This window comes from Falsochrobactrum shanghaiense (genome assembly GCF_003149535.1).
GTDB classification, from domain to species: Bacteria; Pseudomonadota; Alphaproteobacteria; order Rhizobiales; family Rhizobiaceae; genus Brucella; species Brucella shanghaiense.
In genome coordinates this window covers 73,169-92,916 of sequence record NZ_QGDB01000002.1, presented here as the reverse complement: position 1 = coordinate 92,916, position 19,748 = coordinate 73,169, and the positions used below count along the sequence as shown (strand labels likewise).

Genomic DNA, 19,748 nt, shown 5'->3' with positions numbered 1-19,748 from the left:
AATGGCCAGTCCCATGGCAGCCAGTGCTGCTGATTTTTCCGGCGCAGTGGATTACGACGCCATTGTCGACGTGCGCGACATCTGCAAACGCTACAATGATGTAGAAGCGCTGCGCAATGTCAGCCTCTCTTTCGAGCGCGGCAAGCTGACGACCTTGCTGGGGCCTTCCGGATGCGGAAAAACAACCCTGCTCAAGATCATTGCCGGTCTTGTACCTGCAACCTCCGGCCAGATCCGGATTAATGGCAAGGTCGTGACGGGCCCCGGCCCTGAACGCGCCTTCGTCTTTCAGGATTTTGCGCTGATGCCCTGGGCGACGGTGCTGCGCAATGTGGCGTTCGGCCTCGAACTCAAGGGCATCCCCCGGACTGAGCGCCACCGTATCGCCAAACATTATATCAGCGAAGTCGGCCTCACAGGTTTTGAGGACAAATATCCGCATGAGCTTTCGGGCGGAATGCATCAGCGTGTCGGGATTGCCCGGGCCTTCTCGGTGAATGCGGATGTGCTGCTTCTGGACGAGCCGTTCTCCGCAGTCGATGAACAGAACCGGCGCAAGTTTCAGGAAGACCTGCTTAATCTTGTCGAAAAGGAGCGCAAGACCTTCATCTTCGTAACCCACTCGATCGAGGAAGCCGTCTATGTTTCCGACCGCATCGTTCTGCTTTCGCCCCGGCCCGGGCGCGTTTCGCAAATCATGGAACCCAATATCGACCGCTCCGCCTCGCCGGACGTCATCCGGCGCGACAAGGGCTATCTCGATGTGGTGGAGGAGATCTGGCAGGGTCTCCGGCAATATGCGGAGTGATGCGCCATGAGACTCTTCGGTATAAAGATACCCATGATGGCGTCGCTCCTCTTCTGGGCGTGCATGTGGGAAATCGTCGGCAGGATGGATGTGATATTCCTCATCCCGCCCATGAGCGCCATCATTTCCGCAGGCTTCGAGCTGGTCGCGACCAATTCCTGGCAGAATGCATCGGTGGTGACCATCCGCTCCTTCGTGATCGGCATGGCCCTCGCTATCAGTGTCGGCGTGCCGCTTGGCATCGCCATGGGGCGCTTCAAGATTGTCGATAATATTTTCGGCCTGTGGGTCAATATCTTCGTCAGTGCGCCCTTGTCGGCCCTTGTGCCGGTCCTCATGATCCTGTTCGGTCTCGGCGAAACCACAATCTTCGTCACGGTTTTCCTGTTCGCCGTCTGGATCATCGTGCTCGATGCACGCGCAGGCGTCATGCAGGTGCCGCCATCCCTTATCGAAATGGGCCGCAGTTACGGGGCTTCCCGCTTTGCGATCTTCTCCAAGATCATCGTTTTCTCCGCTCTCCCGGAAATCCTCGCGGGCATCCGCATCGGCCTTATCCGTGGTGTGAAGGGCGTGGTGATCGGGCAGATTCTCGTATCCATCATCGGCTATGGCGAACTCTTTGAACTCTATTCCAGAAGCTTCGACATGGAGCGGTTCTGGGCTCTCACAATCATCCTCTTCGCGGTGGCCATGCTGTTGTCCGCGGCGGTGGAACTCTTTGAAAAACGCATCGAATATTACGCAGGAGCAAGATAATGAACGACATGACCTCCATCAACACCGCCTACGTCTTCAAGCCCGCCCCGGTTCCCACCCTGCCGGTGGCTAACAGCCAGGCGCTCTTTCCCGTGCACCGCATCTATTGTGTCGGCCGGAATTTTGCCGATCACGCCATCGAGATGGGCCACGACCCCAACAAGGAGCCACCGTTCTTCTTCCAGAAAAACCCCGATACGCTGGTCGTAGCCGGAGCCGACTTCCCCTACCCGCCGGAAACGAACGATGTTCATCACGAGGTCGAGCTTGTCGTCGCCCTTCAGAGCGGCGGTGACAACATACCGCTCGAAAAGGCCCTTGATTGCGTCTATGGCTACGCCGTCGGTCTCGATATGACCCGCCGTGACTTGCAGGGCGAAGCCAAGAAGCTTGGTCGTCCATGGGAAACCGGCAAGGCATTCGAGCAATCCGCACCCTGCGGCCCCTTGCATCCTGTGGCAGCTGTAGGCCACCCCACGCAAGGTGCGATCTGGCTTAAGGTGAATGGTGAGATACGACAGAACGGCGACCTCAACCAGATGATCTGGAAGGTGCCGGAAATGATCTCCTATCTCTCCAGATTGTTCACACTGCGCGCTGGCGACCTGATTTTCGCAGGCACTCCGGCGGGCGTCGGCGCCATCGTCAAAGGCGATGAAATGGTGGCGCATGTGGACGGCGTCGATGAAGTAGCCTTCAAAGTCGTCTGAAGAAGACCTGCGCGACAAATTCTGGCGCGCTGCGGCGCGCCATTTTTCCATGCCCTTCTCCCGACTGTGCCAGCTTCATGTTTTTCCACGCGCACGCGTTTTTGCTGCCGCTGGAATACTCAAATGGAAAGAACCATGCCAATTACATTGACCGTCATGACGACATTCGCCCTGGTGCTGGGTCTGGTCGGCTGTCTTTCGGGTTTTCTTGCCGGGCTTCTGGGAGTGGGAGGCGGCATTATTGTGGTGCCGGTTCTTTACCACGTCCTCGCCTTCTTCGACGTCGATCCATCCCTGCGGGCCCATATAGCGGTCGGCACATCGCTTGCGACGATCATCCCGACCTCGTTCCAGTCGATCCGCGCCCACCGCGCCCGTGGCGCCGTCGATGGCGAACTTCTGCGCTTCTGGGGGCCTTTCGTCGGGGTGGGCGTGGTGATCGGCGTGCTTGTCGCAGCCTATGCGCCGGGCGAAATATTGACGGCCATATTCGCATTCGTGGCGGCCTTCGTCGCCATTTACATGCTGTTCACCCCGGAAGGCTGGCACCCCATCAAATCGCTGCCGCCCAAACCCCAGCAAGCCGCGATGGCAACCGGCATTGGCACCATCTCGACCTTGATGGGTATCGGCGGCGGAACGCTTACGGTGCCAACCCTGAGCATATGCAGCTATCCCGTTCGGCGTGCGGTCGGCACCGCCTCCGTCATCGGCCTCATCATCGCTGTACCGGGAACGCTGGGCTATATTATCAATGGCTGGGGGAAAGAAGGTCTGCCGGTCTATTCGCTGGGCTATGTCAATCTTGGCGGCATGGTGGCGATCGTTTTGACGAGCCTGTGGTTTGCTCCACTTGGCGCGCGCGCAGCCCACACGATTGAACCAAGTGTGCTGCGCAAACTATTCGGCATTTTCCTCGCCATTACAGCAGTCAAGATGCTTGCCGATGTCTTCTGATCTGATGGAATGACATTTTGCAGGACGCGCCCTTCTGTGCTGCCCCGCACAAAGGGGAAGCATCGGGTTCTTCCCCGCATTGCAGCGGGGAAGAACAGCGCAATCAGCTTTGGCTGGACTGGCTTTCCGTGTTCTTGCTTTTTCCAGACAGCAAGCGTGTAATCAACACGAAGAACACCGGGACAAACAGGATGGCCAGTGCCGTGCCCGTAGCCGTTCCGAACACGGTCGCATAGCCGATCGCCGTGCGTGCGCCTGATCCAGCGCCAGTGGAAAGCATGAGCGGCGTGACGCCAAGGCCGAAGGCCAGTGATGTCATCAGAATCGGCCTGAACCGCTGCTTGGCGGATTCACGTACCGCCTCCAACGCTGTTTCACCCAATGTCGCCATGCGTTCACGGGCGAATTCGACGATCATGATCCCGTTTTTGCCGGTCAGGCCGACGACTGTCAGCATGCCCACCTGAAAATAGACGCCATTTGACTGGCCGCCAAACCAGGCTCCCAACAAAGCCCCGAGAATCCCCACCGGCATGGCCAGAAGCACGGCGATCGGGATCGACCAGCTTTCATAAAGCGCGGCAAGGCAAAGGAAAACCGTGGTCAGGGCCAGGGCATAGAGAAGCATCGCGCCTGCTCCCGCTTCCTTTTCCTCCAGCGACATGCCCGTCCATTGCAGCGAGAACCCCTGCGGCAGTTTTTGCGCCAACTCCTCCATGGCCGCAATCGCGTCGCCGGAAGTATATCCTTCGGAAGCCGAGCCTTCGATCTTCATCGCAGCCAAAGCATTATAGCGACTGACCTGCTGCGGACCGTAGATCCATTCCTGTGTCGCAAACGTCGAGAAATCGACGAATGCACCATTGGCATTCTGAATTCGCCAGAGGCCCAGATCCTCCGGTGATGTCCGCGCCCAGGGTTCACCCTGGACATAGACCCGTTTGACACGGCCTTCATAAAGAAAATCGTTTACGTAAGAACTCGACCAGATGGTTCTGAGGAACGTACCCACATCCGCAGCGGTGACACCGACCGCCCCGGCTTTTGCCCAGTCGATATTGATCCGGAACTGCGAAGCATCCTCGACCCCACTCGGACGCACGGCAGTCAGCCGGCTATCCTGTGCAGCCAGACCCAGAAGCATGTTGCGGGCCTCCAGCAATTCCTCATGCGTCTGGCCCGCATTTGCCTGAAGATAGGCGGTGAAACCGTTAGACGTGCCAAGCTCCATGACCGCAGGCGGCACGATGGGTATGACGATAGCCTCTTTAATCCCGCCCATCAGCGGTCCAAAGGCGCGCTCGGCAATGGCTTCAACCGAGTCCTCGGGGGCAGTGCGTTCCCCCCAGTCTTTCAGCTTGACGAACATCATCGCCATGTTCTGGCCCTGTCCGGCAAATGAGAAGCCTCGAACAGCGAAAACAGATTCGACATTGCGCGCTTCAGCGGTGGTGTAATATTTTTCCACCTTTTTGAGCACATCTTCAGTTTGTTCGGCTGTCGCACCGGAAGGCAACTGAACGATGGTGATAAGCGCGCCCTGATCTTCATCGGGCAGGAAAGAAGTGGGGATGCTCTGATAAAGTGCCGCCATCCCTGCAACTATCAGCCCGTAAACGACCAGCATGCGCAACGGCCCCGCCGTAACGCGCCGGACCAGTCCGCTATAAGCCTCGACAACCCTGTCGAAACGCTTTTCAAAACCGGAACTGAATGTCCCGCCCAGCCGTGCCAGCATGCCCTTGCGCGGCGCATGAGAATGGGGTTTGAGCATGGTCGCACAAAGTGCGGGCGTAAAAATCAGCGCCACAAGGACGGACAGCATCATGGCCGAGACGATCGTGACCGCGAATTGCTTGTACATCTCGCCGGTCGATCCGCCAAAAAATGCCATAGGCACGAAAACCGCCGAGACCACGATGCCGATACCGACCAGTGCGCCCGAGATTTCGTCCATGGATTTGCGGGTTGCTTCAACTGGACCCAGATGCTCGTCGCGCATGATGCGTTCGACATTCTCGACCACCACGATGGCATCGTCGACCAGCAGGCCGATTGCGAGCACCATGGCCAGCATCGTTAGCGTGTTGATCGAAAAACCAAGCACCGCCATGATTCCGAATGTTCCCAGCAGCACGACGGGAACCGCAAGCGTCGGAATGAGCGTGGCCCGGAAATTATGCAGGAACAAAAGCATGACGAGGAACACCAGCACGATGGCCTCGATCAGGGTATGGATCACGGCTTCAATCGAAATCAGAACAAAGGGTGTCGTGTCATAGGGTATGACATAGCTGACCCCTGCAGGGAGATTATGCGAGAGTTCTTCGATCTTGGCTTTGACCAGATTGGCCGTTTCCAGCGCGTTGGCGCCCGATGCGAGCTGGATCGCCATGCCCGTCGACGGTTTGCCGTTAAAAAAGGACGAGATTTCGTAATTTTCAGTGCCAAGCTCCGCTCGTGCCACGTCCCGCAGCAGAACCATCCCGCCGTCAGTATCGGCCCGCAAGACGATGCTTTCAAAGTCTTCAGGCGTTTGCAGCAAGGACTGGGCGGTAATCGTCGCATTCAGCAACTGGCCCGGAGGCGCTGGCATCGCACCGAAAGCGCCAGCCGAGATCTGCGCATTCTGCGAAGAAATCGCATTGACAACCACATCGGGAGAAAGATCGTAATATTTCAGCTTCAGCGGATCGAGCCATATGCGCATGGAATATTCAGCGCCGAAAACCTCGACCTTGCCGACACCGGTCAGACGAGATACCGGTTCGACCATATATGAACTCAGATAGTCGGACAGATCAACATCGCTGCGCGTGCCATCATCGGACACAAGACCGACGATCATGAGGAAGCCGGTCGCGGATTTCTCGACCGTCACGCCCTGGCGCGTCACCTCCGCAGGAAGGCTTGCTTCCGCCTGAGCCAGCTTATTCTGGACCTGCACCTGTGCAATATCGGGATCGGTGCCGATTTCGAAGGTCAGCGTTATCGTTGCACGACCGGTCGAAGTGGTCGTGGAGTCGATATAACGCATTCCGTCCAGGCCGGTCATCTCTTTTTCGATAAGCTGGACGACCGTGTCGGCAACCGTCTCTGCCGATGCACCGGGATATGTCGCTCCAATGACGATCGAAGGACCGGCAATGGATGGATATTGTGAAATGGGCAGGCGGAGAATCGCCAGAATCCCGAGGCCCATGATGATGATCGCGATAACCCAGGCAAAGATCGGGCGGTCTATGAAAAAACGAGCCATGATCAGTTAGCCCCGCTCGAGGCAGGGTCGGGCTTGCGCTCTTCAGTCTCGGTCTGGACTTCGGCTCCCGGCCCGGCTTTCTGGAAACCCGAAACGACGATCAACTCGCCTTCCTTCAATCCCGACGTGACCCAGCGATTGCCGTCAGCAGTGACAACCGTCAATTCACGAACCGCTATTTTGCCGTCTTCGACGACCCAGACGCTTGCAGCGCCCTTCGCGTCACGCATAACCGCATTCTGGGGTATCAGGACCGCGTTTCTGGTGACGCTCTGCGGCAGTTCAACTTCGACGTAAAGGCCGGGAAGCAGCTTATGGTCGGGGTTGGGAAAGCTTACGCGCAACGTCACCATCCCGGTCGTCGGCTCTACCTGCGGCTCTGCGGCCTTGATCTCGCCTTGCGCGTCGAATATCTGCCGGTTTGGCAGAATCATGGTGGCATTGGCGTGTTTCATGGCCTCCCGCTGCTCGGATGAGGCGCTCCAGTTGAGAAGGTCATTCGCCGACAGCGTCACATCGACATAAACCGGATCCAGCGTCCGGATTGTCGTCAGCGCAGTGGCTTGCTGGGCACTAAGCAGAGCACCGGTCGTGGTTTGAGACAGGCCAATGACACCTGCAACAGGCGCGCGAACCGTTGTCCGGTCCAGATCGATCTCGGCACTGCTCAACTGGGCCTGCGCCATTTGCAACGCGGCTTCGGCAGCATCCTGGCTCGCGACGGCCTTGTCTCGATTGGCAGCCGAGCCTGTATTGGTCGAGAGAAGTTTCTCGGCACGTTCTGCTTCCAGAACAGCCAGATCATAATTGGCTTGAGCCTGCGAGACCGCTGCCTTGGCAGCCGCCACGGCGGCACGATAGGTCACGTCTTCAATCTGATAAAGCGCCTCCCCGACGTCAACCGAGACGCCTTCTTCAAAAAGGCGCGTCTGAAGAATGCCGGAGACCTGCGGTCGCACTTCCGCAACCGTCGACGCCTTGATGCGTCCCGGAAGCCGGACGGTTGCCGTAAAATCTACAGGCTCCGCAGTCATGACGGTCACTGTCGGTACTGGCTGCTGTGCAAGTGCACCAACGGGAACGAGCCCAATCAGCAAAGCAATAGTCGCAGCAAAATTTTTGGGGTGATTTGCCATAGGTTTCCTACCGGGAGGTCAAAGAATAAAGGCGGCGGGCGAGCGAAGCGCCGCACCGCGCCGGAGATTTAAATTGCAAACAGTCTTGCGCCGCAGATGCACCGTCATCCCATGCATAACCGCAAAATGGCACTTTCCATCAGGTACCAAACTTCCAAAATTCATGTCTCGCTATCATCCTTGATGCACCGGAAGAGAAGATGGTCTATGCTATATGGTACAGTGTATCACAATAACATGCAAAATATCGTGAACAACGCAATAATTATATGGAGACCGCCAATGAAGGAGACAGAAGACAGGACTGCGAGCATTCAGGTTATCGCCCGCGCTGCCGGTATTCTGCGCGAACTCGGTGCCTCCCCCAATGGATTAAGCCTGGCCACGGTCGCAGCGCGGGTCGGGCTGGCACGATCCACCGTGCAGCGGATCATGCAATCACTGGAAGCCGAGGGCTTCGTGGAACTCGCTCCACAGGGTTATGGTTTCCGTCTTGGTCCTGCGCTCTCCGAACTGGTCTACCGTCGGCAGGCCGACATCGTAACCGAAGTGCGACCGCTACTTGAAGAATTATGCGGCGAGCTGGGTGAAACCATTGCGCTTTGCAGCTTGATCGGCCCTAGTCTCACGACGATAGATCGCTGCATTGCCGAGCAGCCGCTGCGTGTCGTCTTCCCCTTGGGAACGGTTCCTTTTCCGGTCCATCAGCTGGCACCAGGACGCGTGATCATCGCCCAGATGCCAGCTGAGCGTGCGAGACAGATCCTGACAGAAAGCATGGCCGGGGCCGACATTGCGCACGAACTCGAAGCCATTTCATGCGAAAAGGATGTCGCCAGAGACACATCGGACTTCTTCACCGGCATGTCCAGCTTTGCAATCGCTTTGCGCACTCATCTGGGCCTTTATGCTTTGGCAGTTGTTCTGCCTACTATTCGGGTCCACGGGCGGGAAGATACTATTTCCGCCAGTCTTCGGAACTGTCGTGAAAAGATAGAAAACAAAATCGGGGCAATGGATTTTAAACTTGCGACCTGACTGCCAGCCGGCGTCCTGCAAGGATATGGTGAAAATCGCCCATCTTGTCGTCGCAAGACCGTTTCACACTTTTCGGGATGCGCTTTAAGTTGTTGTTTTAACGCAAACGTCTTTTCCGCGTCAGTGACGGCGGGCTTTTAATCGAACTCAAAGTAGATATCGCCGTTGATATTTGAGACGTATCGACGAACTGGAGCAGCTGGCGATTGAGGTCGTCCAGACTGCTTTGTATTTTCTCTATGAATGACTGGCCCTTGCCCGTTAACCAAAGACGGTTGGCGCGCCTGTTGAACTCATCTACCTCACGCCTGACGTAACCCAGGCCCTCCAGAGAATCGACGACGCGTACCAATGACGCGGCCGATACCCCCATGCGCCCGGCGACATCAACCTGTTTGGCGCCATCTCCCACTTCGGCGATACTCAATAAAGCCGCAGCCACCTCAGTGCGGATGCCTCTTTCGACCAATTGCTTTCCGGCAAGGGTCCTCCAGTTTTGTGCGGCGCCAAACAATGCAGACGCAAGCTCGCGCGACAATTCTTTTCTTTCCGCGGGGCGCCCTGATTTGTCCGCTGGGGTATCAGAATGAACCACGAGATGCCCTTTCTTACTACTCATTCATCCCCCATCTCTAGGATTGAGCAATCGATGAATAAAGTAACGATTTGTTGAACCGAAATCATACGAAAGCACGTCAAATAACAAAAATGTCATAATTCAATTAGTATAAATAACTATTCTGTTTTTAATTTTTTCATTTTAAACAATTGGTCTCTTAAAGGCAACATGAGTCCGAATATGAATTTTATTTGAATAAATCTTCTTGCTTAAAAGATAAATTGGAAAGAAACATGAGCCGTCACCTTATCTATATATCGAGGCAACTCTCATGAAACTAAAACACATCTTATTCGGCTCTGCCGCGGCAATCTTGTCGGCATCCACCGCACAGGCCGCAGATATTATCGTCGCTCCAGAACCGGAAGCCGTTGAATATGTCCGCGTCTGCGATGCTTATGGCGCTGGTTTCTTCTATATTCCGGGCACTGAAACCTGCTTGCGCGTCCACGGATATGTCCGTTACGACGTCAAGGGCGGCGATAACGCCTATAGCGGCCTTGAGCGCGGCGGCTGGGACAAGAGCGCCCGCTTCGCCCTTCGCCTTTCGACCGCTTCGGAAACCGAGCTCGGCACCCTGTCCACCTTCACCGAGCTGCGTTTCAACTATAGCGGCAGCGCGTCCAACGATGATGGCTATTACGGCGATTCCAGCGATGGCACCAATATGCGCTTCGCCTACATCAAACTCGGCGGCCTGAAGATTGGTATCGATGAATCCGAATTCCATACCTTTACGGGTTATCTCGGCGACGTGATTAACGATGACGTCATTTCTGCCGGCAGCTACCGTACCGGCAAGATTTCGTACACTTTCGATGCCGGAAACGGCTTCTCCGCAGTTCTCGCAGTTGAAGAAGGCGGCGACAATGATGGCGGTTATGATGGCCGTCGCGGCGCTGGCGACAGCAATGCCTACACGGTTGACGAATATGTACCGCATATCGTCGGCGGCTTGAAATACGCACAAGGCTGGGGCTCGATCGCCGGTGTTGTCGCTTACGATGCGGTTATTGAAGAGTGGGCCGCCAAGGTTCGCGGCGACCTCAACATCACCGATCAGTTCTCCGTCTGGTTGCAGGGTGCCTATGCGTCTGAAGAATCGCCTGACCAGAACTACGGTCAGTGGGGCGGCGAATGGGCTGTCTGGGGCGGCCTGAAATACAAGGCGACGGAAAAGGCAGCCTTCAACCTGCAGGCGGCATATGACGACTGGGGTAAAACCGCAGTTACTGCCAACGTCGCATATGAGCTGGTCCCCGGCTTCACCATTACGCCGGAAGTCTCCTACACCAAGTTCGATGACGACTGGAAGGCTCATGAAGCCTTCTATGGCAATGATGTAGATGACGCCTGGCAGGGCATGATCCGCTTCCAGCGTTCTTTCTAACTATTATTCTACTCACATAAGGTTGATCGCGTCATGATCATATCGGAACAGGATGAGCTTGACGCGATCAAATACAAGTATAATATAAGATTGTGATAAGATGACCTCCAGTCAATAATTATCACATAATGGCGGCAGTCAGTTAACTCTGACTGCCGCTTTGCTTCTTATTTGTATATAAAATCATAACAGGACTATTGTAATTAAAATTATTTATAATGGAACAATTAATACCATGCAGATCACGCCTGATGCCTTATCAAAGGATTCTGAAGTGGAAAAGCAGGCGCCGAACGTCTATGTGAGCAGAATTGAAAAGGCGAAACATCCGCCCCCCCGCAAGAGTGCAGTTCAGAGCATTTCCAGCAAAAGTGTGAAACGGTTCTGCGTCCGGATAATGCGTAAAAACAAATAGATAGAGCTGTTCCGACGATTCTGTTTGAACAGGAACTGCTCTGGCCAACCGGCCGGAATGCCGATCAAATAACAACCAAACCTTGGGAAAAGCGACGCAAACAAGGCGTGTTGCCCCTGAATTCTTTCATTGGAGTACGAATATGGCAATCCGGGAACGTATCGTCATCGTGGGCGGCGGCATTGCAGGCTTGGCGCTGGCGACGCAACTGGGCAAGCGGCTGGGTCGCACCGACCGCGCCGATATTACGTTACTCGACCGCAGCGGGGCCCATGTATGGAAACCGATGCTCCATACTTTCGCCGCTGGCACGGCGAATTCCTACCAGCAGCGCATCTCGTTCGTTGCACAGGCTGCACGGTGCTCGTTTCGCTTTTTACCCGGAGCCATGCAGCAGATCGACCGGGCGGCACAACAAATTACAGTCAGTCCGGTGGTCTCGGCCCGTGGCGAGGAAGTTCTTGGGGAACGCATCATCCCATATGACAGCCTGTTTCTGGCTGCAGGCAGCAAGGCCAATGATTTCGGCACCCCGGGCGTGGTGGAGCACTGCCAGTTCATTGACGATCTGCAACAGGCAGAGGCTTTCAATGATCGGCTCTATACGGACCTGCTCCGCACGGCAGAACTTGGCAAGCCGCTAACAATCGCCATCGTTGGCGGTGGTGCCACCGGTGTGGAACTGGCTGCCGAAATCAGCCAGTTGCTCGACATCGTCGCCAGCTACGGTGCGGGCAACCTGCGCCCCAAACTGGAACTGACGCTGATCGAAAGCGGCCCGCGTATCCTTGCCGCCTTTCCGGAGGAGGTTGCGCAGGCCGCGACCGAACAGTTGAGGACGCTGGGCATCAACGTTCGTACGGGCACCCGCGTCGTCAGCGCGGACGCAAACGGCTTCATCCTTGACGATGGTTCGCGCATCGAGGCTTCGCTGCGGGTCTGGGCGGCAGGCGTCAAGGCACAGGATGTCATTGCCGCGCTCAATGGCTTCGAATTAACGCCTTCCGGCCAGGTGAAGGTCGGGCCGACGCTGCAGGCGACAACAGGTGACCGAGTGTTCGCCCTGGGCGATTGCGCCAGTTTCACACCCGTTGGCGCGCTCAGGCCGCTACCGCCTACCGCTCAGGTAGCGCGCCAGCAGGCGATGCATCTGGGCCGGCATGTGCCGCGCTGGCTGGAAGGGCAGCCCATTCCTCCCTTCTCCGTGCGCGATCTCGGCTCGTTAGTTTCGCTGAGTCGCTATAATGCCTTCGGCACGCTCGGACGGCACGGACTGTTTCGCAATCGCTTCATCAGAGGGCGTTTCGCTCAGTTGAGCCATGCCATGCTCTATCGGCTGCATCAGGCCGAATTGCACGGACTCGGTCGCGCCAGCATGATCTGGCTGTCGGATGCAATTGCTTCCGCAGTACGACCGAAGATTCGCATGGATTGAGCCGGGGCCAGATGGTCGGGTGAGGACCATCTGCGCTTCAATTCACCAGATCGAGCAGACGATAAAAATTGGTCACCGCCATCACTCCCATCCCGCGCAATGGCTCCGGCGGCATACTGGGTGCCGGACCGTGTGGTACTGGCAACTCACCGATCCCCGGATCGGCAGCTATCACCTGCCCCACCAGAGTGCCATAAGCGGTGGCCATGGCTACGCCGCGCCCGCAATAACCATGCGAAGTCCACAAACCGGGTTTGGGTTGATTTATATGAGGCACAAAATTGCCCGTAAGCCCTACTTTGCCTGACCAACGGAATTCAATCGGCTGCCCCGCAAGTTGCGGGTAAACAGACAGCATGGCAGCTTGCACATGATTGAATTCACGTTCGGAGTTGGGGCCGCGCAGACTACCGCGGGTGCCAAACAGAATCCTGCCATGCGGGTCCTTGTGCCAGTAGTAAAGGATGCGGCGAATATCGGAGACTGCCTGTTCGCCCGGAAGGATTGAATCGGCAATATCTTTTGGCAGCGGATAGGTTGACACGATGTTTGTATGCACTGTCGCGGTGCTGCGATCCAGTGAGGCTTCAAGCCCGCTGGAATATGCATCCGTCGCCACAAGAACTTGTTTGGCATGCACCGCCCCACGCGGCGTTTCAAGCCGCCAGCCAGCCGATGCCTGTCGAATATGAGTGACCGGTGTTTCCCGATGCACGCGGGCACCGAACTCCATGGCAGCGCGGGCAAGTCCCCGTGCATAGGAAAGCGGGTTGAGCGATGCGCCCTCGCTGTCTATCATGCCGCCAATATAATGCTGTGACCCCAGTTGGCGCGCCAGATCCTCCCTTGCAATCATCGAAAGCCCCGGAAAGCCGTCTTCCGTCCACAGCCGCACACGCTCCTCAATGCGCGCAAGCCCCCCCTTATTATGTGCGGGCAGAATCCAGCCGGTGCGCTTGAGGTCGCAACGGATGGAAAACTCGTCTATCAGGGAGAACACCCGCGCGCTAACTTTGGCGCCAAAGTCAGCCATTGCGCGACCGCGCTGTTCGCCAAATTCCTTCACCAATTCGCTGCGGCTGTTCTTGAAACCACGGATTACCGCGCCGCTATTGCGCCCCGAGCCCCCCCAACCAGGAAAGCCGCCATCCAGCACGCACACCGAAACGCCCCGACGTTGCAGCTCAATTGCAGCGCTGAGGCCAGTGTAACCCGCACCGACAACGGCAACATCACAGCGCGTGTCGCCATCCAGAGGAGTCGACGGATCATTCTCGGTCGCGGTGGCGGACCAAAGGGAGGGAAATTGGTTCTGGCAATCGCCTGCGTAATCAGTCATCTCATCTCCGGGGGCGTAGTGACTTCAGCGGTATCGAGATCGGCATGAAGACGCACGGTGGTCGCGTAGTGATATTCCAGTTCCGCCTGCGCAATGCTCGCCTGCCCCCGCTTCAGGGCATCGAAGATTCGGCAATGATCCAGATAGGCCCCCTGCGGTCCTGCGTCGCGCCGCAATTCGGTGGTGCGTAAAAGCTGGACGCGATCCAGAATTATACTTAATTCGTTCACCAGCAGCGGCTGGCCGCTGAGTTCTGCAAGCGCCAGATGAAATGCGCGGTCGAGTTGGCTAAACTGCGAACGAGTGGCGGCTGCAAACGCAAGCTTCTGCTGCTCCAGGATCGCTTCAACGGGTGCGAGCGCCGCCTGACCACGTTTGACGGCATATTCCACGGCAAGGAATTCAAGCGCTGCACGTTGCCGATAAGTGATCATCACCTCGTGATAAGTGAAACTGCGGATCGCATAACGCCGTCCGTTGCGCACCACCAATCCCTCTTGCTCCAGTCGGCGCAAAGCGTCGCGGGCGGGCGCTCGCGAGGATTCAAACCAATTGGCCACATCCTCCTCCCGTAAAGGAGCACCCATTTCCAGTTCATGTCCCAGAATGCGCTGCTTCAGTCCGGAATAAACCAGATCTCCCGTCGAAAGGGAGGCCAGACCGGTCGCCAGATCCGTAGCGTCTTGTGGCTGGATGATATTTGAATGTGTCATGTTGCTCTAGCCGAACTCAGGTTCTTCTATCAAATTCCGTATACTGAAATATGTCAATGATTCTTTATGCACTTTTATTCTCTCACCTCCCATCCATCCACCCTTCCCTAATATCCGGGCTGCGTGACTCAATTTTACGTTGGGGCTCCAGCAATGGGTTGTCGTATTAACTAATTATAATTATTTGCTTATTCAATAAGCATGTCGCCGATAAAGATAAGCGGCCCCGTTACAAATCCTGCACAATGCCTGCCTCAAAACAAAAATTCTTGCAGAAAGCCCTTGCAAGCATCGCAGTGTTGTCAGTATACCTTAGCAGGTTTAATAACCTAAAAAGACACTAAAAAGACAATGGCGCCGATCGACGCCCAATCACATGACGAGGGAAACGTTTTGAAGAATATGAAACTCGGCCTGTCGATGCGATATTTAGGCTACCATCTGGCGGCATGGCGGCATCCAGATTTCGATCCGGCCAGCATTACCCGCTTCGAGGCTTACCGGGACATTGCCCGGAAGGCGGAAGAGGCCAAGCTCGACATGATATTCTTCGCGGATGGCCTTGCTGTGCGTAACGAGGCCAAGCCAGAGGGATCGCTTTCGCATGACATGCGTAATGCCGATCTTGAGCCGTTAACGCTTCTCTCGGCCATCGCCGCCACCACGAGCCATATCGGTCTGGTTGCGACATCATCGACCACTTATAATGAGCCATATCACATAGCCCGCCGCTATGCGTCACTGGACATGATCAGCCATGGTCGCGCCGGTTGGAATGTCGTTACCTCATGGTCCGAGCAGGAGGCGCTGAATTTTAACCGCACCGAGAATCTGCCCAAGGATGAGCGTTACGACCGGGCGCAGGAATTCGTCGAGGTTGTTTGCGGCCTTTGGAACAGCTTTGAAGCGGACGCATTCACGCACGACAAGAAAACCGGTCAGTTCTACGACCCAACGAAAATGCATGTGCTCGACCATAAGGGAAAGCACTTTCAGGTCCGCGGGCCGCTGACCTCGGGAGTGACGCCGCAGGGCAGACCGCTGATCGTGCAGGCCGGAGCTTCCGACAAGGGGCGCGATATTGCTGCACAATATGCCGATGTCGTCTATTCGGTCGCGCAGAACATTGACGAGGCACGCGCTTTCTATTCGGACATCAAGGCACGAGCCGCTCAACAGGGACGAAAGAACAATGCCCCGTTGATTATGCCCGCACTCGCCTTTTATGTCGGGGAAACACGCGAAGCGGCGCAGGCGAAGTTCGATGCTCTTCAAGCGCTGATCGATCCGCTGGCAGGTCTTGCGCAGCTTTACAGCTTCGCCGGCGATCTCTCCGGCTACGATCTTGACAAGCCAATTCCCGAAGATCATTTCACCGATAAAATCTCTATCGGCAGCGGACTTCTAAAGCAGGCGCGCGAGACCGGCATGACCATTCGCCAGCTCTACGAGCAGGTAGCGGCGGGCTTTACCGTGCGCTACGTCATTGGCTCCGCGGAAGAAATCGTCGATGACATGCAGCATTGGATGGAAACCGGGGCTGCAGACGGCTTCAATCTATGCCCGCCAATCCTGCCAAATTCACTTGATGACTTTATTGAATTCATCCTGCCGGAGTTGCGCAGGCGCGGGCTCTTCCGCACCGAATACGAAGGCAAAACCCTGCGCGAAAACCTGGGATTGACCTGATCGCGCTCCCGGCCCGTCCGACACAATAACAAAAAGGGGAAAATACCATGGAAAATACGATGAAGCTCAGCCGCCGCAGCCTTATGGCGGGCACGGGTGCCCTCCTTGGCCTCGCAGGACTGGGCATGTCGCCGCGTGTTGCGTTTGCTCAGGACACCGTGCTGCGTGCAGCGATTACCGGCTATGGCGTACTCAATACGCTTGATCCCGGCAAGGCATCGCTGGTGCCAGAGTTCTATATGATCTGGGGTCTCTATAATGCGCTATTAACATTTGACGATAAAATGCAGATCGTCCCGGACCTTGCCGAAAGCTATGAGCTGCACGAAAACGGCGCGCTCGGGTTCAAGCTGCGCAGCGGCGTCAAATTCCATGACGGTTCGACGCTGACTGCAGAAGACGTGAAATTCTCTTTGGAACGTCTGCTCGACAAGGACCTTGCTTCGCCCAATGCCTCTAAAGTGGCAGCAATCGAGACCGTCGAAGTGATAGACGACCTCAACCTGACAATCCACACCAAAGGCCCCTTCGCTCCGCTTCTGACCTTCCTGACCAATGCCCGCACCGGAACCCAGATTCTCTCCAAATCTGCTTATGAAAAGCTTGGACCAGAGGGCTATGCCCGCACACCCGTCGGCACGGGTCCATACAAGCTGGCGACCTGGGATGCCGGCACGGGGCTGAAACTGGAGGCTTTCGAGGACTATTTTGAAGGCGCCCCGGCAATCAAAACCGTCCATGTGCCTCTCATTGTAGAGGAGCCTTCCGGCGTGACAGCGCTTCTGGGCGGGCAGATCGATATGACTTCCACCGTGCCGACCTCGGACGTGCCGCAGCTGATGAACAACAGCGATGTGGAGGTGTTACGCCAGCCGGGGCTTAATGTTCGCTTTATATCCCTCAACTTGAAAAAGCCTCCCTTCGACGACGTCCACTTCCGCCGCGCGGTTTCCATGGCCTTCCAGCGCGAGGCGATGGTACAAACAGTCCTCTTCGGCGAAGGGGCGCCGCTTAACGGCTTCTTCCCGCCACTTCTCGGCGACTATTTCACGCCCGGTGAACGCCCGCTTACCAGCTTCAATCCTGAAGCGGCCAAGGCCGAACTGGCCAAGTCGAAATACAAGGCCGACGAGCATCCGGTTGAGGTGGTGACATGGGGCGGCGGCTGGTGGAAACGTTATGCCGAAATCTTCGTAGCCCAGGTCAATCAGGTGCTTGGCACGAAATTCACTGTCAGCGTAACAGATTCCAATGCAGCCTTTGCACGCCAGACGTCAGGCGATTTCGTGGCTGGCGTCTGGGGCTGGTTGGGCTTTATCGATCCCGATGAATATGTCGGCGACATCCTGCATACTGAAGGCTGGCGCAACATGGGCAAATACTCCAATCCTGAAATCGATGCCCTGCTCGAACAGGCGCGCGCGCAACTCGATCCTGCAAAGCGGGCCGAGCTTTATCACGAGATAGAAGCCAAAGCGATCGAGGAAATGCCCATTATTCCGTGCTTCACGTCGAACATTCACAATCTGCTCGCTTCCAACGTCAAAGGCTTTGTCCAAAAGCCCTATTCCAACTTTGCCGATCAGTTCGTAAAATTGAGCCTTGTTTAATGACGGAAGTCGGATCGCTCGTGAAGAAAAGCCGTAGCCTGCCTGTTCCGGGGCAGGCTACGCGTCGCCATCTGATGCTGCTGTTCGGCAAGCTGCTGAGCGCCATTATCCTGTTGCTGGTGGGATCTCTGGTGGTGTTCCTGACGATCAAGGCCGCACCCGGTAGTGCCGCTTTATCCGTACTTGGTGAACAGGCGACGCCAGAGGCCGTATCCGCATTCGAGCGACAACATGGTCTGGATAAGCCTGTGCTGGTGCAATATCTGGCCTGGCTCGGCAATGCCGCAACGGGCGACTTCGGCGTTTCACTGTCGATTGCCAGCGGGCAGAAGATTTCCACCCTGCTTTCCAGCAAGTTGCCAGCCACATTGTTCCTCGGTTTCTACGCATTGTTTCTGGCTGTCGCAATTTCACTGGTGCTCGGCATCTATGCCGCACATCATCGTGGGCGGATCGGCGACACGATAGCGACGTCAGTCTCGGTTCTGGGCATCTCGATGCCGGATTTCTGGCTAAGCTATGTGCTGATCTTCTTTTTCGCCCTTTCTCTGGGCTGGTTCCCGACCTATGGCTATGTCTCGCCTTTTTCTGATTTTCCAGGATCTATACATGCCAGCTTTCTGCCGGCATTGGCCATAGCGGCCCCCATGGCGGCGGTCTTTGCCCGCACATTGCGCGCGGTGCTGCTTGAAACGATGAACCGCCCCTATGTGACGGCTGCGCGTTCCTTCGGATTAAAACCACGCTTCGTTTTCTTGCATTTCACTCTGCGTAATGCCCTGATCCCTTACCTCACAATCATCGGCCTCCAGATTCGCTATATTCTCGGCGGCGTTGTCGTGGTTGAGCGCATATTCGGGATTCCGGGTGTCGGCTCCTTCATGGTCGACGGTGCCTTCTTGCGAGACATCCCGGTGCTTCTCGCCTGCACCGTGATCTTCCTCGCCATCGTCCTGCTGGTTAATACGCTGACGGATGCATTGTGTAGCATTCTTGATCCCCGGAGGTCACGATGATCCATCTTCTTGGGCACAACTCGCTTGCCGGGCGCTTTCTGCACCACAAAACCGCGCTGGCAGGTCTGACCATCTGCGTCACCGTATTTCTGGCGGTTGTCATCGGCCCGCTGATACTTCCATACGGTCCCGAGGACATGGATTTCATGGCCACGCTGGCCCCTCCCAGCCTGCTCCATCCCTTTGGTACGGATAGTTTCGGCCGCGACGTGCTCGTGCGGGTTCTCGCAGGCGGACAGGTTTCCCTCATGATCAGCTTCGTTGCCATCCTGCTTGCCACCGTGGTTGGCGGGGGCATGGGCCTGACCGCCGCCTATCATGGCGGCTGGACCGACGTCATATTGATGCGCGTTGCCGATCTTCTGTTCGCTTTTCCGAGCTTTATTTTCGCCCTGTTGCTGATGATCCTGTTCGGTTTTTCGACCTTCAACATCATTCTTGCGATTTCGCTTGTCTACCTGCCGATCTTCGCCCGAATTGCACGCAACTCTACACTGCTGGTGCGCGATGATCCTTTTGTGCAGGCGGCACGATTAATGGGCCGGCGGCCTACCGAGATCATGCTGACGCAAATTCTTCCGAATATCTCTGCGCCCCTTCTGGTGCAAGCTTCCGCCGGCATGGCCTTTGCCATCATTCTGGAGGCCGGTCTGTCATTCATCGGTTTAGGCGTGCAACCGCCGACGCCTTCACTCGGCGGCATCATGTCGGACGGACGTGAATATTTCAGCCGCGCGCCCTGGGTTCTCAGCATGAGCGGGCTTGCGATTTCAGCTGCTCTTTTAGGTCTCAATCTGCTTGGGGACGGCCTGCGTGATCTAAGCGACCCACGACTGCGTGAGAGGAGCTAGCATC

Annotated in this window: 16 protein-coding genes; 11 read left to right on the top strand and 5 right to left on the bottom strand. The window is 56.3% G+C overall.

The genetic code is table 11. The features are described 5' to 3' along the window. Nucleotide 1: 1 nt before the first annotated feature. The 4 genes from DKP76_RS04405 to DKP76_RS04390 all read left to right on the top strand — a co-directional run bounded on the left by DKP76_RS04405 (nt 2) and on the right by DKP76_RS04390 (nt 3,234). Nucleotides 2–808: an ABC transporter ATP-binding protein gene (locus DKP76_RS04405; RefSeq protein WP_109705252.1), complete on the top strand. Its 807-nt coding sequence runs from the start codon at nt 2–4 to the stop codon at nt 806–808. A 6-nt stretch (nt 809–814) separates the two neighbouring features. After that, the gene (locus DKP76_RS04400; protein ID WP_109705251.1) at nt 815–1,567 is read left to right on the top strand and encodes an ABC transporter permease; all 753 of its coding nucleotides are present in this window, start codon (nt 815–817) and stop codon (nt 1,565–1,567) included. After that, on the top strand, nt 1,567–2,277 hold the full coding sequence (locus tag DKP76_RS04395) for a fumarylacetoacetate hydrolase family protein (protein ID WP_199224751.1): 711 nt from the start codon (nt 1,567–1,569) through the stop codon (nt 2,275–2,277). Before DKP76_RS04400 ends, DKP76_RS04395 begins: the two co-directional genes overlap by 1 nt. A 135-nt stretch (nt 2,278–2,412) precedes the next feature. Continuing rightward, entirely contained in the window at nt 2,413–3,234 is an 822-nt protein-coding gene (locus DKP76_RS04390) for a sulfite exporter TauE/SafE family protein (protein ID WP_109705250.1), read from the top strand. A 103-nt stretch (nt 3,235–3,337) separates the two neighbouring features. Here the strand turns inward: DKP76_RS04390 and DKP76_RS04385 are convergent, their stop codons facing one another. Both DKP76_RS04385 and DKP76_RS04380 read right to left on the bottom strand, forming a co-directional pair. Next, nucleotides 3,338–6,493: an efflux RND transporter permease subunit gene (locus tag DKP76_RS04385; RefSeq protein WP_109705249.1), complete on the bottom strand. Its 3,156-nt coding sequence runs from the start codon at nt 6,491–6,493 to the stop codon at nt 3,338–3,340. Between the two features lie 2 nt (nt 6,494–6,495). Next, a complete protein-coding gene (locus DKP76_RS04380; protein ID WP_109705248.1) occupies nt 6,496–7,629 on the bottom strand; it encodes an efflux RND transporter periplasmic adaptor subunit in 1,134 nt (377 codons plus the stop codon). Nucleotides 7,630–7,911: 282 nt separating this feature from the next. Between DKP76_RS04380 and DKP76_RS04375 the strand changes: the two genes are divergently transcribed. Next, nucleotides 7,912–8,667: an IclR family transcriptional regulator gene (locus DKP76_RS04375; protein ID WP_158279410.1), complete on the top strand. Its 756-nt coding sequence runs from the start codon at nt 7,912–7,914 to the stop codon at nt 8,665–8,667. Nucleotides 8,668–8,764: 97 nt separating this feature from the next. Here the strand turns inward: DKP76_RS04375 and DKP76_RS04370 are convergent, their stop codons facing one another. Continuing rightward, the gene (locus DKP76_RS04370) at nt 8,765–9,286 is read right to left on the bottom strand and encodes a MarR family winged helix-turn-helix transcriptional regulator (protein WP_109705246.1); all 522 of its coding nucleotides are present in this window, start codon (nt 9,284–9,286) and stop codon (nt 8,765–8,767) included. 271 nt (nt 9,287–9,557) lie between these two features. On the opposite strand from DKP76_RS04370, the gene DKP76_RS04365 reads away from it, so the two are divergent. Then, the gene (locus tag DKP76_RS04365; protein WP_109705245.1) at nt 9,558–10,676 is read left to right on the top strand and encodes a porin; all 1,119 of its coding nucleotides are present in this window, start codon (nt 9,558–9,560) and stop codon (nt 10,674–10,676) included. 557 nt (nt 10,677–11,233) lie between these two features. Beyond that, nucleotides 11,234–12,526, top strand: a complete 1,293-nt coding sequence (locus DKP76_RS04360) for an NAD(P)/FAD-dependent oxidoreductase (RefSeq protein ID WP_109705244.1) — start codon at nt 11,234–11,236, stop codon at nt 12,524–12,526. A gap of 37 nt (nt 12,527–12,563) precedes the next feature. Here the strand turns inward: DKP76_RS04360 and DKP76_RS04355 are convergent, their stop codons facing one another. Both DKP76_RS04355 and DKP76_RS04350 read right to left on the bottom strand, forming a co-directional pair. Beyond that, complete coding sequence (locus DKP76_RS04355) at nt 12,564–13,865, bottom strand: NAD(P)/FAD-dependent oxidoreductase (protein ID WP_109705243.1); 1,302 nt, start codon at nt 13,863–13,865, stop codon at nt 12,564–12,566. After that, nucleotides 13,862–14,578 (bottom strand): GntR family transcriptional regulator, encoded by a 717-nt coding sequence (locus tag DKP76_RS04350; RefSeq protein WP_109705242.1) that lies wholly within the window; start codon nt 14,576–14,578, stop codon nt 13,862–13,864. Before DKP76_RS04350 ends, DKP76_RS04355 begins: the two co-directional genes overlap by 4 nt. A 402-nt stretch (nt 14,579–14,980) precedes the next feature. Here DKP76_RS04350 and DKP76_RS04345 point away from each other — a divergent pair, with 402 nt between their 5' ends. Genes DKP76_RS04345 through DKP76_RS04330 form a run of 4 tightly spaced genes read left to right on the top strand, consistent with a single transcriptional unit; the run spans nt 14,981 to nt 19,744 of the window. After that, nucleotides 14,981–16,267 carry an LLM class flavin-dependent oxidoreductase gene (locus tag DKP76_RS04345; protein ID WP_199224770.1) on the top strand — a complete coding sequence of 429 codons (1,287 nt, stop codon included), beginning with the start codon at nt 14,981–14,983 and terminating at the stop codon, nt 16,265–16,267. Nucleotides 16,268–16,314: 47 nt separating this feature from the next. Continuing rightward, entirely contained in the window at nt 16,315–17,877 is a 1,563-nt protein-coding gene (locus DKP76_RS04340; protein WP_109705240.1) for an ABC transporter substrate-binding protein, read from the top strand. Nucleotides 17,878–17,897: 20 nt separating this feature from the next. Then, nucleotides 17,898–18,893 (top strand): ABC transporter permease, encoded by a 996-nt coding sequence (locus DKP76_RS04335; RefSeq protein ID WP_158279409.1) that lies wholly within the window; start codon nt 17,898–17,900, stop codon nt 18,891–18,893. Next, complete coding sequence (locus DKP76_RS04330) at nt 18,890–19,744, top strand: ABC transporter permease (protein ID WP_109705238.1); 855 nt, start codon at nt 18,890–18,892, stop codon at nt 19,742–19,744. The genes DKP76_RS04335 and DKP76_RS04330 overlap by 4 nt, the downstream gene beginning before the upstream one ends. Nucleotides 19,745–19,748 lie beyond the last annotated feature (4 nt).

Bases quoted from the DNA above. Each gene is read 5' to 3' on its own strand.
- DKP76_RS04345 (WP_199224770.1), top strand. From the start codon at position 14,981: ATGAAACTCGGCCTGTCGATGCGATATTTAGGCTACCATCTGGCGGCA.
- DKP76_RS04380 (WP_109705248.1), bottom strand. From the start codon at position 7,629: ATGGCAAATCACCCCAAAAATTTTGCTGCGACTATTGCTTTGCTGATT.
- DKP76_RS04370 (WP_109705246.1), bottom strand. From the start codon at position 9,286: ATGAGTAGTAAGAAAGGGCATCTCGTGGTTCATTCTGATACCCCAGCG.
- DKP76_RS04365 (WP_109705245.1), top strand. From the start codon at position 9,558: ATGAAACTAAAACACATCTTATTCGGCTCTGCCGCGGCAATCTTGTCG.
- DKP76_RS04395 (WP_199224751.1), top strand. From the start codon at position 1,567: ATGAACGACATGACCTCCATCAACACCGCCTACGTCTTCAAGCCCGCC.
- DKP76_RS04340 (WP_109705240.1), top strand. From the start codon at position 16,315: ATGGAAAATACGATGAAGCTCAGCCGCCGCAGCCTTATGGCGGGCACG.
- DKP76_RS04400 (WP_109705251.1), top strand. From the start codon at position 815: ATGAGACTCTTCGGTATAAAGATACCCATGATGGCGTCGCTCCTCTTC.
- DKP76_RS04355 (WP_109705243.1), bottom strand. From the start codon at position 13,865: ATGACTGATTACGCAGGCGATTGCCAGAACCAATTTCCCTCCCTTTGG.
- DKP76_RS04375 (WP_158279410.1), top strand. From the start codon at position 7,912: ATGAAGGAGACAGAAGACAGGACTGCGAGCATTCAGGTTATCGCCCGC.
- DKP76_RS04330 (WP_109705238.1), top strand. From the start codon at position 18,890: ATGATCCATCTTCTTGGGCACAACTCGCTTGCCGGGCGCTTTCTGCAC.
- DKP76_RS04405 (WP_109705252.1), top strand. From the start codon at position 2: ATGGCCAGTCCCATGGCAGCCAGTGCTGCTGATTTTTCCGGCGCAGTG.
- DKP76_RS04350 (WP_109705242.1), bottom strand. From the start codon at position 14,578: ATGACACATTCAAATATCATCCAGCCACAAGACGCTACGGATCTGGCG.
- DKP76_RS04360 (WP_109705244.1), top strand. From the start codon at position 11,234: ATGGCAATCCGGGAACGTATCGTCATCGTGGGCGGCGGCATTGCAGGC.
- DKP76_RS04385 (WP_109705249.1), bottom strand. From the start codon at position 6,493: ATGGCTCGTTTTTTCATAGACCGCCCGATCTTTGCCTGGGTTATCGCG.
- DKP76_RS04390 (WP_109705250.1), top strand. From the start codon at position 2,413: ATGCCAATTACATTGACCGTCATGACGACATTCGCCCTGGTGCTGGGT.